Annotated in this window: 14 protein-coding genes and 2 pseudogenes; 6 read left to right on the plus strand and 10 right to left on the minus strand. The window is 67.9% G+C overall.

Features of this window, described 5'->3' with window-relative positions; genetic code table 11:
- Positions 1–77 precede the first annotated feature (77 nt).
- Both ACE4Q9_RS00130 and ACE4Q9_RS00135 read right to left on the minus strand, forming a co-directional pair.
- Positions 78–551, minus strand: a complete 474-nt coding sequence (locus ACE4Q9_RS00130; protein ID WP_397982114.1) for a ricin-type beta-trefoil lectin domain protein — start codon at positions 549–551, stop codon at positions 78–80.
- Between the two features lie 101 nt (positions 552–652).
- A complete protein-coding gene (locus ACE4Q9_RS00135) occupies positions 653–925 on the minus strand; it encodes a hypothetical protein (RefSeq protein ID WP_397982115.1) in 273 nt (90 codons plus the stop codon).
- 8 nt (positions 926–933) lie between these two features.
- Between ACE4Q9_RS00135 and mobF the strand changes: the two are divergent.
- From mobF to ACE4Q9_RS00150, 3 genes and pseudogenes are all read left to right on the plus strand, one after another.
- Positions 934–1,566: pseudogene (gene mobF, locus ACE4Q9_RS00140) on the plus strand (MobF family relaxase); the annotation flags it as partial.
- 336 nt (positions 1,567–1,902) lie between these two features.
- On the plus strand, positions 1,903–2,100 hold the full coding sequence (locus ACE4Q9_RS00145) for a hypothetical protein (protein ID WP_397982116.1): 198 nt from the start codon (positions 1,903–1,905) through the stop codon (positions 2,098–2,100).
- A gap of 146 nt (positions 2,101–2,246) precedes the next feature.
- Positions 2,247–2,543 carry a hypothetical protein gene (locus tag ACE4Q9_RS00150; RefSeq protein WP_397982117.1) on the plus strand — a complete coding sequence of 99 codons (297 nt, stop codon included), beginning with the start codon at positions 2,247–2,249 and terminating at the stop codon, positions 2,541–2,543.
- Positions 2,544–2,664: 121 nt separating this feature from the next.
- Here the strand turns inward: ACE4Q9_RS00150 and ACE4Q9_RS00155 are convergent, their stop codons facing one another.
- The 5 genes from ACE4Q9_RS00155 to ACE4Q9_RS00175 all read right to left on the minus strand — a co-directional run bounded on the left by ACE4Q9_RS00155 (position 2,665) and on the right by ACE4Q9_RS00175 (position 5,983).
- Positions 2,665–2,871 (minus strand): hypothetical protein, encoded by a 207-nt coding sequence (locus ACE4Q9_RS00155; protein WP_397982118.1) that lies wholly within the window; start codon positions 2,869–2,871, stop codon positions 2,665–2,667.
- A 324-nt stretch (positions 2,872–3,195) separates the two neighbouring features.
- Positions 3,196–3,534, minus strand: coding sequence for a hypothetical protein (locus ACE4Q9_RS00160; RefSeq protein ID WP_397982119.1), 339 nt, complete (start codon positions 3,532–3,534; stop codon positions 3,196–3,198).
- Positions 3,535–3,638: 104 nt separating this feature from the next.
- Entirely contained in the window at positions 3,639–4,487 is an 849-nt protein-coding gene (locus tag ACE4Q9_RS00165; protein ID WP_397982120.1) for an IS5 family transposase, read from the minus strand.
- Between the two features lie 72 nt (positions 4,488–4,559).
- Positions 4,560–4,979 (minus strand): RacP protein, encoded by a 420-nt coding sequence (locus ACE4Q9_RS00170; RefSeq protein ID WP_108990771.1) that lies wholly within the window; start codon positions 4,977–4,979, stop codon positions 4,560–4,562.
- 2 nt (positions 4,980–4,981) lie between these two features.
- Entirely contained in the window at positions 4,982–5,983 is a 1,002-nt protein-coding gene (locus ACE4Q9_RS00175) for a DUF6192 family protein (protein ID WP_397982121.1), read from the minus strand.
- Between the two features lie 589 nt (positions 5,984–6,572).
- Between ACE4Q9_RS00175 and ACE4Q9_RS00180 the strand changes: the two genes are divergently transcribed.
- Together ACE4Q9_RS00180 and ACE4Q9_RS00185 are read left to right on the plus strand one after the other, a co-directional pair.
- Positions 6,573–7,088 carry a winged helix-turn-helix domain-containing protein gene (locus tag ACE4Q9_RS00180; RefSeq protein WP_397982122.1) on the plus strand — a complete coding sequence of 172 codons (516 nt, stop codon included), beginning with the start codon at positions 6,573–6,575 and terminating at the stop codon, positions 7,086–7,088.
- Positions 7,085–7,675, plus strand: coding sequence for an IS630 family transposase (locus tag ACE4Q9_RS00185; protein ID WP_397982123.1), 591 nt, complete (start codon positions 7,085–7,087; stop codon positions 7,673–7,675). Before ACE4Q9_RS00180 ends, ACE4Q9_RS00185 begins: the two co-directional genes overlap by 4 nt.
- A gap of 8 nt (positions 7,676–7,683) precedes the next feature.
- Here the strand turns inward: ACE4Q9_RS00185 and ACE4Q9_RS00190 are convergent.
- Positions 7,684–8,426 (minus strand): annotated as a pseudogene (locus ACE4Q9_RS00190) (IS5 family transposase).
- A gap of 425 nt (positions 8,427–8,851) precedes the next feature.
- Between ACE4Q9_RS00190 and ACE4Q9_RS00195 the strand changes: the two are divergent.
- Positions 8,852–9,250: a VOC family protein gene (locus ACE4Q9_RS00195; protein ID WP_397982124.1), complete on the plus strand. Its 399-nt coding sequence runs from the start codon at positions 8,852–8,854 to the stop codon at positions 9,248–9,250.
- 935 nt (positions 9,251–10,185) lie between these two features.
- On the opposite strand, the gene ACE4Q9_RS00200 is transcribed toward ACE4Q9_RS00195, so the two are convergent.
- Both ACE4Q9_RS00200 and ACE4Q9_RS00205 read right to left on the minus strand, forming a co-directional pair.
- Positions 10,186–11,025: an IS5 family transposase gene (locus ACE4Q9_RS00200; protein ID WP_397982125.1), complete on the minus strand. Its 840-nt coding sequence runs from the start codon at positions 11,023–11,025 to the stop codon at positions 10,186–10,188.
- Between the two features lie 660 nt (positions 11,026–11,685).
- Positions 11,686–12,759 (minus strand): S1 family peptidase, encoded by a 1,074-nt coding sequence (locus ACE4Q9_RS00205; protein WP_397982126.1) that lies wholly within the window; start codon positions 12,757–12,759, stop codon positions 11,686–11,688.
- Between the last annotated feature and the right edge of the window lie 199 nt (positions 12,760–12,958).

Consider the following 12,958-nt stretch of genomic DNA (forward strand, 5'->3'; position numbering starts at 1 on the left):
ACCGCTGACGTCCCGTTTTTCCGGCCGTCCCGCCCGGACCTCGGCCGCGAGGTCCGGGCGGGCCCGCTCCACGCGGATCAGGCGTACGTCAGGCTGATCTGCCGACCGTTGATCGTCCAGTGCTGGCCGCGGTCGAAGCTGTCGCACGGCCGGATGCGGACCTCGGGGGTGTTCCAGGTGTTCGCGAGGCAGTAGCCGGACGCGTGGGTCAGGCTGATCTGCTGGCCGCGGACGGTCCAGTGCTGGCCGCGGTCGATGTCGCAGCGCCGGGTGCGGACCTCGGGGGTGTTCCAGGTGTTGGCCAGACAGTAGTCGGGGGCGTAGGTGAGCTTGATCATGTCTCCGTCGACGGTCCAGTACTGGCCGCGGTCGAGGCTGTTGCACTGCCGGGTGCGCACCTCCGGGGTGTTCCAGGTGTTGGCGAGACAGTACGCGCCCGCGGCCCGGGCATGGGTGCCCGGTTCGGCGGCCGTGGCGCCGGCGGACGGCAGGAACGAGGCCGTCACCGCGAGAATGGCCACAGCGACGGCATTGCGGAGTCCGAGGGTCATGGAGCATCACCTTTCGCACCGGCGAAGTCGGGTGGCCCGCACATGTGGGCCGTGCCGTAGTTTTCCAACCCATCGGACGACAAACCGTGACACGCACGCTGTCACCTGAACGGCCCAGCGGTGTCAGTCGGCCGTGTGACACCGGGCGCCCGTCCGCCTCCCCGCGCGGCGACCGTCACCCGGGCTCGTGCCGCACTCCCGGCCGCTCCGCGTTCGCCGCCGTTGCGGATGATCAGCAGGACCCAGGCCAGCTCGGGCCCGCTCTGCTCCTGGAGCCGGGCGAACGCCGCCTCGTCGGCCGCGAGGGGCTCCAGCTGCATCATGTGCGCGCCCCGGACGCTGCGGGTGGCCTCGGCGCGGATCGTGTTCAGCACGCCGTCGGGACGTGGTGACCGAGCGGCAGGCCGAACTCCTCCTAGGGGAGGGCCGGCACCCGGACGCCGACCGGATCGAGCGCGAGCTCCTGGCGCAGGGCAAGACCCCGGAGCAGGCCCGGCGGGCGACCGTGCTGGGCAGGCCCATCGAGCACAACCGCTCACCGAAGACCGACAAGGCCAAGGAGCGCACCCCCTGGCTGGCCTTCGACCTGACGTTCCGGCCCCCGCCGACGGCCCACATCGCGTGGGCCCTGATGGACGACCGGCACCGCCGGGTGCTGGAGCTGTGCAACGACATCGCTCAGGACAAGACGCTGGCGTGGCTGGAGGAGTCGGTCGCGGAGATCCGCTGGAAGGCCGGCGGCAAGGAGCGCGACCGGGTCAAGGACGGGCTGGTCGTCGCGGTGTTCCGGCACTACGAGTCCAGGGCCACGGAATCGAGGCCGCTGCTCCACGCCCACGCGGTCGTGTCGATCCGTGCCCGGCGGCCGCACGACGGGAAGTGGGGCAACCTGTCGGCGGACTCGCTGATGACCCACATAGTCGCCGCTGACACTCTCTACACCCTGTACTTCATGGAGGAGGTGTCCGCCCGGCTCGGGTGGGCGTGGGAGCCGCGCGAGGTGACGCCCGGCCGCAGCCGTCAGGCCGAGCGCGGCCAGGCCCCGGCCCTTCCACACGCCGGGCGGGACACCGGCTTCGTCCTGGGCGGCGCGCAGCGGCGTGCCCGCCGTGCGGTGGCCGTCGCCGACCATCACACCGCGGAAGAGATAGCGCCACCCGTTCCCCGGGCGAACCTCCGACATGCTGATCATCGGCCCATGGAAACCCGGCGCTGACCTGCGAGAAAGCGTGATCCCGGGTACGTCCCGCCGGGCGGGAGGGCATCACCAGATCTTTACCGCCCCGCCCGCCAGGCGGGCCGCCGGGCCAGCCCGAGACGGTAAGCCGCCGGTGTGTGCACAGTCCGCCGCATGAATACGAACCTTTTCCACGGAGACCTCTGCCCGCTGTGTCGTCGCCCGCTCACGCTGCGCCCGACCGTCGAAGTCCGCTCGAACGTGCCGTACCCCACCCGGACCGAGTACCTGCCCCACTGCACCGTCTGCGCCAACGACCTGCCCAACGTGCAGAGGTGGAACGACCTGATGAACGACCGCTACGGCCTCTGACCCGGACCGTGCGAATGCTGCGCCACGACTTCATCGGCACCATCCAGCGCGACTGAGCACCACGTCACCGACGCCCTTCAACACGAACAGCCATCACCGCCCCCGGCCACCGGCCGGGGGCTTCGTGCGTCCTGGAGGAGTTCGCCGTGCCCACCTACGAGACCCTGCCGCGCTTCACCGCCGACCTTCACCGCCTCACCCCGGAGCAGCGTCGCCGCTTCCGCCAGGCCGTGGCCGTCTTCGTCGGCGACCTGCGCGCCGGACGCGGGCGCTTCCGCGTCGGCCTTCGCGTGAAGGGTGTCCGCAGCGCGCCCGGCGTCTTCGAGCTGACCTGGGACGGCAACGGGCGGGCGACCTGGCAGTACGGGCCAGCCATACGTCCCGGCGTGCAGCACGTCATCTGGCGTCGCATCGGCACCCACGACATCCTCACCGGCCCGTAACGCCTCACCGGGTCGCGTCCGCGTCGGGAGGCGGGCGCCCGCGGACTTGTGCCGATGGAGCTGCTGCCGCCAAAAATCGCGGGACTTCCCCAATTGGGGAAGTCCCGCTCAACAGCAGGGGTCAGTCCTCAACCAGTTCTGCGTCGACGATGCCGTCCTCGTCGACGGCGACGTTGACATCGGGGATGGCGTCGGCGTCGACCTTCACCTTGCTGAGGATCCGGCCGATGCGGCGGATGGCGTCCTGCTGCCGCTGGGCTTCTTCGCTGCTACGGGCCTTACGTGCGGCCTTGTCCTCCGTGGCGTTCTCGATTGCCTGCCGCGCCACGTTCAGAGCCTGTTTCAGATCCGCTGATCTGTGACGCTCGGTGGCGGGGCTGGGCGCCCAAATGCAGGAAGGTGCTGGTGGTGTTGGAGGGGGCGGGCGTGCTGGAGTCCGAACCTTGTGTCACGCCCTCTGTGGTGGTGGATACTGCGGGAGAGCGGTCCTGCCCCGGGGCCCCCTCCCGTCGTCGGCGTGACGTTCGCGCGCCCGCCCGGCGGACGGCCGATGGAAACCGTCCTCGCCGGGACATCCGGGCGGTCGCGGAACGCCCTCCGCACGGAGGCGCGTACGGGGGCGGCAGGCTCGGGCCGCTACGGGCTCGGGTCATCAACTGGTCAAGCCCATCAGTACGTCTTTCATGCTCCCGGCTTCCGGCACGGTCAGGTTCACCGGAATCATTTGATCGATTCCTGTGGGAAGGCCGAGGTCGGCGCATTGGTTGACGGGACTGCTGCCCCCCGCCGTCAGGGCCTGGCCGGCCAGCGCCCCTCCCGAGTGGGCGGCCGCGGTCCGGTCGCGGTGGTGCCCGCCTTGTCCGGCGCAGGAGTTGCCGATCACGGCGTTGCCGAAGCCGACGACGCTCGTGGCGTGGGCGGGTACGGCGGTGACCGCCGCGACAGCAGTGGCGAGCAGGGTCAGTGCCCCTGCGGCGTAAGTCCGGTTCATGGTCAGGCAACGCCCCCACGCCCCTCCCGGGCACGGTGGGGCACCCGAACGGTGTACACCGCCGTTGCGCCGCGTCGACCAGATCGCCAAGGGCAAGTGACCGCTCAGGTGGTGGCCGGTGCCGGTTTCCTCGGCCAGCTCGGGGTGGCGCCCTTCCGGGCGAGGCGCCTGGTCATGAGGGTGATGGCTGCCCAGGTGATCAGGGTCTCGGAGTGCTGGACGAGCCGTTCGTAGTCCCTCGCGTGGCGACGGGCGTGCATCATCCAGGCGAGCGACCGTTCGACGACCCAGCGGCGGGGCAGCACGATGAAGCCGGAGGCGTCCTTGGGACGGCTGACGGGCTTGATCGTGAGGTTGAGATGCTGCTTCGCCCAGCCCACGAGCTTCCCGGCATAGGCGGAGTCGGCCCACACGATCGTGATCTCGGGGTGCATCAGCCGCAGGCGGAAGAGGACTTCCTTGGCCGCCGCGGCGTCATGCAGGTCGGCGGGGGTGACCATGACCATGAGAGGAAGGCCACGGGTGTCGACGACCAGGTGACGCTTGCGACCGTTGATCTTCTTGCCCGCGTCATAGCCGCGGGTGGCCCTGGAGACGGTCTCGGCGGCTTTCACGCTCTGTGAGTCGATGACCGTGGCGACCGCCCGGGGTCCCTTGCCGAGGTCGCGGCGGATCCGGTCGGCGAGGTGGTCGCGGATCTGGCCGATGACCCCGGCGGCTGCCCAGCGGGCCATGAACCCCCAGACCGTGCGCCAGGGCGGGAAGTCCGCGGGCAGAGCCCGCCACTTGCAGCCCGTGTCGACCACGTATCGGATCGCGTCGACGATCTCCCGCCGGGGATGCTTCTCCGGCCGGCCGCCGCGGCTGGTCTCGCAGGCCGGCACCGGCAACAGCGGTTCGAGCAGGGCCCATTCCGCGTTCGTGGTGTCGGAGGGATAGCGACGCTGGCGCATGACTGCGGCTTCCCTCCGCATCGGATGGGGTGGGGCGCCCGGCCGAAGGCCGGGCGCCCCACCCGGTGGTGGTCAGGCAGAGACGACGAGGTCGAGGGTGGATTCGATGGAGTTGAGCTGGGCGACGATGTGGCGTACCCACTTGTCGCCCGGATGGGCGGCGGCGTGCGGGGCGACGGTGCCGGTGATGAACCGGCGGAACTCGGTGAGCTTCTCGGCAAGCACGGCCCGCTCGTATGCCTCCAGCGCGGCCCGTTCGGCGCCGAGCTGGTAGCCGTCGGCCCGGGTCCAGATCAGCGGTGGCCAGCCGTTCTCGGCGATGATGTCGCGCAGAGCGGCCAGCCCGGACCGGACCTGGCTGGGGGACAGTCCGCTCGCGCGGGTCAGCTGGGGAAACAGCAACCCTGCCGGTCTGGCCTCGAACAACACGAACCGCAGGGTGTCCGCATGCCGCTGGGCGGCCTCGCCCCGGCGCCGTGAGGCGCGGGGCACGGCTATTCGCCCCGCAGCATGCGGGCGAGCTCGCCGTCCATGTCGACCTTGCCCGTGTCGACCGCGGTCTCGATCCAGTCGAGCGTGGCTCGGACCTTCGCGACGTTCTCGTGGACGATCGTGCGTTCGTCCTCGCCGAGCGTGCGGTCGCGCAGGCCGGGAACGGCCCGGCCGGCCGCGGCGACGAAGGAGTGGCAGGCGGTGACCAGGTCGAGAAACTCCACCGTCCGGTCGATCTTCTTCACCGCCGGTGCGACGGGGCTGGTGTCCTCGAAGTGGTCCCGGGCTTGCCGAGATCGTTCGACCTGGGCATGGTTGACCTGGAAGCGGGCGGTGTCGTCGCTCATCGCCTTGAACGCGACGTCCGGCCGGCGCAGCAGGTTCGTGGCCGCCGTGGTGGCCACGTGTTCGTCGCGGGTGAACTCCTCCACCGCCCGGGCCTTGTCCACCGTGGTCACCTTGGCCGTGACCTCGGGCCGCTTCAGGAAGTCGCTGGTCACCACTGCGGCGACCTGGTCGTCCTGGGCCAGCGTGTGGATCGCGGTGATCTTCTCCTTCGGCGTCACCGGTGTCTCGACCCGGTTGCCGACCCGCCGGCTGGCGTCGTCCGGCGTCCACCGGGCCTTGCCCCCGGGCGGCGTGAGGATCGCGTCGAACCGTTCCTGATCGTTCTCGATGTAGGCCAGGATCCGGTGAACGGTGTAGGAGACGCCCCTCTGGCGGCGGTCGGCCGGCCAGCGCGAGGACGTCCACCGCGCCGACTTCACCGTACTGAACTTCAGGCCGATGTCCTCGGCCAGCCGCGTGAGCGTCGTGGTCACCGACCACTCCGGGCCCACCCCGTGGTGGCCGCCCGGCTCCCTCAACGGCTCGATCTCCAGAGCGCGGTCCCCGATCGTGAACTGCCCGCGCGTCTGCTGTTCCACCACGTCCCGCAGCTCGGACACGATCTGCTCATAACGGGACTGGCTGACGCTTCCGACCTTGTCGATCTCCTCCGGCATGGGTTTCACCACCCATGCGGGCCGCAGCACGGAGCTGACGTCCGTGACGTGGACACGACCCGCTCACCGCCGAGAGTCCGACCGAAAATCCACTGATCACAATGATTGACAGCAAATGACCGGATCGTGAGCGGAGTTGGGTTCAGGATGCGTTCACGCTGCGGTCACTGTGCCCGTTCGCCGAACGTTTCCTTCCGGCGCCGCCAGGCCCTCACCACACACCGGCGCGAGCAGTACACGGCATTCGACCTCCGGTCGACGCCGGCCACCCACCGGGCCCCACACTCGGGACACTCAACTTCGCCCGCACCGCCCAGCACGGCAGCCGTTAGCCTCCGCAACCGCCGGTCCGTACGCCACTGCCTGGCACGACACGCCGCAGAACAGAACAAGGCGTCAGGCCGCGACCCCGTCCTCAGCCGGTCGCCACAAGCCCGACAGTTCCTCTCCCCGGCCCGCCCAGTGCCCTTGGACACCACGCCAGCGTAGAACCCAAGGCTACTCAGAACCGGAGATCAGAAACACGCACTTACTGATCTTTTCGTAAGTTCGGTGGGTGTGCTGGGTCTGTGGGTGGAAGGATGTCCGGGTGGCTTATCGACCTTCCCCCTCGGCTGCCGGCTCCTCTCTTCCTCCTTTGTCAAGGCCGCAGTTGGCGGAGGCACGGCGTGTTCGGGCAGTCGAGTTGTTCGAGGACGGCGTCTCGAACGCGGAGATCGCGAGGGCCGTAGGGGTGTGTAGCGAAAGTGTGCGGCGCTGGCGTCGGGTGTGGGAGCAAGGCGGTGCTTCGGCCCTGCGGCGGCGTGCGGCCACCGGACGCCCGCCCAAGCTGGACGACACCCAGGTCGAGAGGGTCCGGGCCGCGTTGGAGCAAGGTGCCCAGGCTCATGGTTTCGAGGCCGACCTGTGGACGCTGGAACGAGTCGGCACGGTCGTCACCCGGGCAACGGGGGTGGTGTTGTCGAGGGCGTCGGTGTGGCGGCTGCTGACCGGCCGGCTCGGATGGAGCCTGCAGCGGCCCGAGCGGCGGGCGGTCGAGCGGGACGAGTCGGAGATCGCCCGCTGGATCGCGCACGAGTGGCCGCGCATCAAAAAGGGGCCGTGAACACACGTGCCTGGATCGTCTTCCTCGACGAATCAGGTGTCTCCCTACTGCCTCAGATCCGCCGCACCTACGCACCCCGTGGCCGGACCCCGCTGCTGCGGCACCGCCTGAACTGGAAACGGGCGTCGATGGCCGGAGCCCTGGGTTACCACTCCACCGACCCCGATCGCGGGGCCCGCCTGTGCTTCCACCTCAAGCCCGGAAGCTACGACACCGCCGGGCTCATCGAGGTCCTGGAGCAGATGAAGGTGTTCTACCGCGGCGAGCGAGTGGTCCTGGTCTGGGACGGCCTGTCGGCCCATTGGAGCCGGGCGATGCGGGCTTGGGCTGCCGAGCAGGACTGGATCACTCTGGAGCGATTACCCGCCTACGCTCCCGAGCTGAACCCGGTGGAACTGCTGTGGTCCTCGCTCAAGAAGCGTGAACTGGCCAACCTCGCCGGCGACCACCTCGCCGATGTCGCCGACGCCACCGAACAAGGCATCCACCGCATCAACCACAACCCACAACTGCCATGGTCCTTTCTCACCCACACCGGCCTGACCATCCACCCAGCACACCCACCGAACTTACGAAAAGATCAGTAGAAGTCGTCTCATTTGGTGAGTCTGCGGTAGCAGATGAGGGTGCAGGCGATGCTGGTGAAGGCCAGGAAGTGCTCGGCTTTGCGCTCGTAGCGGCGGTGCAGGCGGTGGCATCCGGCGGGCCAAGACATCGTGCGCTCTACGGTCCAGCGATGGCGGCCCAGACGGGTCGAGGACTCGATGCCCTTGCGGGCGATGCGGTGCCTGATGCCGCGGCTGCGTAACCATCGCCGCAGGTGGTCGTAGTCGTATCCCTTGTCGGCGTGGACCTTTGCCGGTCTGCGTCGCCGGCGCCCGCGCCGGGAACGGATGGGCGGTATGCCCTTCACGAGAGGGATCAGGGCCTGGCTGTCGTGGAGGTTCGCTCCCGAGATTCCGGCGGACAGGGGCAGACCGGTCAGATCCCCTTTTTCAGGGCCCGCATGTTCACCGAGTCGATCGCGCAGCGGGACCAGTCCAGCTCGCCGCGGGCACCGAGCTCATCGAGGACCAGGCGGTGGAGTTTCGCCCACACCCCGGCCTTCGACCACTCCGTGAACCGCCGGTGGGCGGTGGCACCCGAGGGCCCGAACGAGGCAGAGGGCAGTTGCTGCCACGTGCAGCCCGACGTCGCCACGAACACGATCGCAGCGAGCACTTCCCGGTCGCCGTGCCGACGCCGGCCCCCACCTTGCGGGCGAGTCGGCGCCTCTGGCACCACCCGCTGGAACAACTCCCACAGCTCATCTGGCACCAGCCGCTCAACGATCCCCACACCCGCAGACTACCGAAGGAGCCAAATGAGATGATTTCTTGGGCAGCCACTTTGGCGCGAGCCTCGAAGATCAGGGCCCAAAATCGGGCACTAACGGGCAGGCCACAAGCATGCCCGATTCGCGGGCTAACGTAATGGGCCCTGATCACTCGCACCAAGGCAGCTCCAGCCCAAAGCCGCTCCACCGACCTTGAGAGTGTCCCCGGCTGCGCTCGGCATCGCCGAGTACGTCATCGTCGCCGACCCGCCGCACATCGTCCTCACTCGCATCCAGCTCTACTCACCCTGACTGATCTCGATGGCAGGCCGCGGAGGCTTTGCGGTCCTCCTCGCCGATGCGGGCGTACGCGTCGGCGGGCCCTGCTCCGTGCAAAGTGCAGTACCCGCCCCTTCTTTAAGCATTGCGATTAGGATAGGGTGTCCCAATGCAAATCGCGCTGCGGGTCTTGGAAATTGAATGTACTGATCCGATCGTTCTCGGACGTTTTTGGAGTGCCGTGCTTGGGTCCCCTATCGGGCCCGGAGAAGATGGAATCAGTATCAGGATTCCGGGCCACATTCCACAGTTCCTCTATCTGGTCGAGGAGCGAGACTCCATGCGGCCGCGAAGCCGTACTCGCCTTTGGCTGAACCCTGTGCAGGGCTCATTGGTTGAGGAAGTGGAAAGACTTAAGGCATTGGGGGCGACAGTGCTCGAAATGCGCTGGAGGCACAAGGGGTACGGATTGGGAGTGGTCACGATGGCTGATCCAGAGGGTAACGAGTTCCGTGTCGAGTCCAGCGATCGAGAAGCTGCGGAGGTTGAGGCACTCATGGCAGAGTGACAGCCGTTTGCGGCTGGCGGAAATGTCCCCGTCAGCCGCAAACGTTTAGGGGATCAGCCGCAATAAAGGTTATTGGCCTTAGTGCTGACGACCTTTGACCCCGTCTGCCCCTGGTAGTGAATCGCCAGAGTCGCGATCGTGGTGTACGGGTGCCTGGACACGATGCCAGCACACTTGTAGCTCACGTTGAGTTTCTGGCTTGTGCACGACCTCCAGCCGCCGTCCTTGAAAGCGACATCGCCGAATGTCCCTCCGTGAGAGATGGCCACTGTCAGGTGACACTCATCGGGTGCGGGATTCGTGCACTCCCCGAACCTTGCCGATGCATAGATCGTCTCTGCCGTGGACGAGGAAGTTGGGTGCATCGGCTGTGACGCCACAGCTCACAATTTCCTTCTCCGGCCGATGTTCCGACTTGGGAGCGGCCTGGATGGAAGCACGTGCTCCAGGAGTCGGCAGCCCCTGGGCACTAGCCGGCGTTGCCGCTGTGGTCAGCACGGCTACAGCAGCAACGCCCGTGGCAGCAGCGAGCCCGAATCTCTTGGTTGTCAAATTTTCCCCCTCATTCTTGGGGAATGCGGGGGAGCCTGACGTACCCCGGATTCCCCGATTCCCCTTCTGATGTCACCAGACCCACGGGCTTCCTGGTCAGAGAAGTCCTCATGTGAATTTGGTGCTGCGGTCTTTCTATATCGTCTGCACGGGCGGGCGCAAGCAGTTTGTGCGCGAGGTAGTTCCTGTCGAGCGAATGGTGGCCGAATCCCTTCCTTTCACTACGTGAGGAAATCTCCGCTAAGATCCATTTGTAGCGTATGGCCCGACTAGGGGGATTCTTGGGATGCTCAGATGTTGCTGCCCTGCTCGCGCACATCCATCGACACTCTTACTGGCACACCTCAGAGGGCGTTTGATCTAGGCGGATTGCCGCTTATGCCCTAGTAGGTTCCTCGCCAGGTTGGCGTGGTCTCGTCCGTTATGCGCTTGGCGAGATTGTCGATGGACGCGACGTGGATCATGGCCTCGGAGCTGGCGGTGAGGGTTTCGTAGTCGCGGGCGAGGCGTCGGTGCATCATGATCCACCCGATGCTCCGTTCCACCACCCAGCGTCTTTTCACTACGTGAAATCCGCGAACTCCGGGGTTCCTGTTGACGACTTCGACGTCGATTCCGAGCTTCACCCCGTGCTCGACGACGGCGTTCTTGAAGCCGGTGTCGACCCAGCTCTTGGAGATGGTCGGATACGTTTCCTTCGCTTGGTCGAGGAGGCGTATTCCCAGGGCGTTTTCGTGGAGGCCGGCGGCGGTGACGGTCACGGCGAGGATGAGGCCGAGCGTGTCGGTCAGGATGCCGCGCTTGCGGCCTACGATCTTTTTGGCGGCATCGGTCCCCTGGCTGGTCACAGGCACGTTGCTGGAGGTCTTCACGCTCTGGGTGTCGATGACGGAGGCGGTGGGTTCGGGCTTGCGGCCCTCCTTCGCGCGGGCCAATCCCGTGAGGTCGTAGTTGAGTTGGGCGAAGATTCCCTCGTCGCGCCAGGCGGCGTAGTAGAAGTAGACGGTGCCGTGCCCCGGGAAGTCGTGCGGGAGGTATTTCCAGGGGATTCCGGTGCGGTTCAGGTAGAGAATCGCGTCGAACACATCACGGAGGTCGACTTTGGGCGGCTGGCCGGTGGGCCGGCGGTCGAGCCGGGCTTCCCGCCAAGCCGTCAACGTCGGCTCGATCAGGGCCCATCGGGCGTCGGACAGGTCGCTGGGGTACGGCTTCCGCTGGCTCACGCCGTAGCGTGATCATGGACTACACCGGAAGTCGTCATTCCGCTGCCCTCAGGCGTTTCTGTGATCTTTTCAAACCAGACGAACTTCAAGGTGCAACCTCGGATGAGACGGACAGTCGAGTTCGCAGCTTCAGGAGGCTCGATAGCCACCCACCCACCCATACACCTCAAAATATGACACGGATCAAAGGCTCTAATCGGGCCTGACCTGCGTAAACGCCCTCTGAGGGCCTGTTTCGGGGGGTGTCACAGCCACTCGTTGACGGCGGCGACGAGGACGGTCGACTCGTAACGGACCGCGAGCTTGTCGTGTCGCGTGGCCCCGGTCCGGTGTCTTTCGAGGCGGTTGATGCCGCACTCGACCGCGTGCCTCTCGCGGTAGTCACTCGGGTCGAACTTCGGCGGCCGACCGCCGAGCGAGCGGCGTTTCTTCCGGTTGAGGGGCGAGTGCCCGTTCGCGGACCCGGCACCGCCAGGTTCCGGCGCGTGCGGGCCGGGTGCCGACGAGGCGGCTCCGCCGGGTTCCCGAGCCGCCTCTGCCGGTTCGCTCCGCCGTCGCCTGCCGGCCACCGGTCCCCGGCATGCGCACTCACCGGGATGAGTCACACCGGTGGCGGCCTCACGTCACGTCACGTCACGTCGCGGAGCCGTGGGCCACCGGTTACGGAATGGTTGCGCCCTCGGCGCTCAGCGCGGCCGGCACCGGCTGGAAGAAGGTCTCGCCGCCGGAGGAACAGTCGCCGCTGCCGCCGGAGGTCAGCCCGATCGCCGCGTCCCCGTCGAAAAGCGCGCCGCCGCTGTCGCCGGGCTCGGCGCAGACAGTGGTGTCGATCAGTCCAAAGACCGATCCCTCCTGGTAGTTGACGGTCGCGTCGAGGCCGGTGACTGTGCCGCCGTACACACCGGTGGTGCTGCCGCTGCGCTGGACTTGTTCGCCCACGTAGGCGTCAGCGGCGTGGGTGATCTGCTGAGAGCCGCCGTCGTAGAGGTCGACAGCGCTCGGGTGGTCGCTGGCCGGGTCGTCGTACTGGGCCAGGGCGTAGTCGGTGTCCGGGAAGTGGGAGTCGACGGTCTGGGCGATCTCGCCGCCGCCCTGGGAGTCGGACCAGCTGGAGGCGGCGTTGCCGCAGTGACCGGCGGTCAGGAAGTAGGGCGAGCCGTCGACCGAGACGTTGAACCCCAGGGAGCAGCGCACGTCACTGCCCCAGATGGCGTCGCCGCCCGCGCTCAGCGGCTTGAAGGGGGAGGCCGCCCGGCGTACGAGGACCTCGTCCCCCAGCGCCCTGGTCACGGCATCGAGCCGGGTGCGCTTCGCCCCCGTGACGGTGGGATCGACGGTCACCACGACCTTGTTCCGGCGGGGGTCGATCTCCCAGGCGGTGCCCGCGATCCGGGCCCGTCGGGCCAAGGCTGTGGTGGCGGAGCGGAGCTGGGTGGTGGAGAAGCGCACGGTTCTGGCAACCGCTCCGGCGGCGCGGACCCGGGCCGCGGCGGACGGGTCGGTGACGTTGACGACGAAGTGGTGGGCCGAGGCGTCGTAGTAGGAGCCGGCCGCATGGTCGCCGAGGTGAGCCAGGAGTGCGGCGGTTGCCTGGGCGCGGGCGGCGGGAGGAGCGTCGGCCGGGGCCGCGGCGGCCGTGCCGGCGCCCGGAAGCACGAGTGCGCCTGCGGAGAGCGCCAGCGCACTCGCACCGCTGAGGGTGCAGGTGGCGACAGTTGTACGGCGTTTCCTCATGTGGAGCCTCCAGTGGGGGTTGCCCCGTCCGCTCGGAGGGCCGGGGCCGGAGGGAGGCACGGCACGGAGACGCCACGAGCCGAAGAGGGCGTGCCCATGCCAAGCGCCGACGAGTATGGCAACGCGTTCCTTGCACGAACAAGGAAGGATTCAAGCCGCCCGCCCGGTACGGCACTTCGACCGCCAGCCGAGTTCGTCG

The sequence above is a fragment of the Streptomyces sp. AM6-12 genome, assembly GCF_044327085.1.
GTDB lineage: Bacteria > Actinomycetota > Actinomycetes > Streptomycetales > Streptomycetaceae > Streptomyces.

Coding starts and splice junctions, on each gene's coding strand:
- ACE4Q9_RS00130 (WP_397982114.1), bottom strand. CDS start 551: ATGACCCTCGGACTCCGCAATGCCGTCGCTGTGGCCATTCTCGCGGTG.
- ACE4Q9_RS00145 (WP_397982116.1), top strand. CDS start 1,903: ATGAATACGAACCTTTTCCACGGAGACCTCTGCCCGCTGTGTCGTCGC.
- ACE4Q9_RS00160 (WP_397982119.1), bottom strand. CDS start 3,534: ATGAACCGGACTTACGCCGCAGGGGCACTGACCCTGCTCGCCACTGCT.
- ACE4Q9_RS00165 (WP_397982120.1), bottom strand. CDS start 4,487: ATGCGCCAGCGTCGCTATCCCTCCGACACCACGAACGCGGAATGGGCC.
- ACE4Q9_RS00175 (WP_397982121.1), bottom strand. CDS start 5,983: ATGCCGGAGGAGATCGACAAGGTCGGAAGCGTCAGCCAGTCCCGTTAT.
- ACE4Q9_RS00195 (WP_397982124.1), top strand. CDS start 8,852: ATGCAAATCGCGCTGCGGGTCTTGGAAATTGAATGTACTGATCCGATC.
- ACE4Q9_RS00205 (WP_397982126.1), bottom strand. CDS start 12,759: ATGAGGAAACGCCGTACAACTGTCGCCACCTGCACCCTCAGCGGTGCG.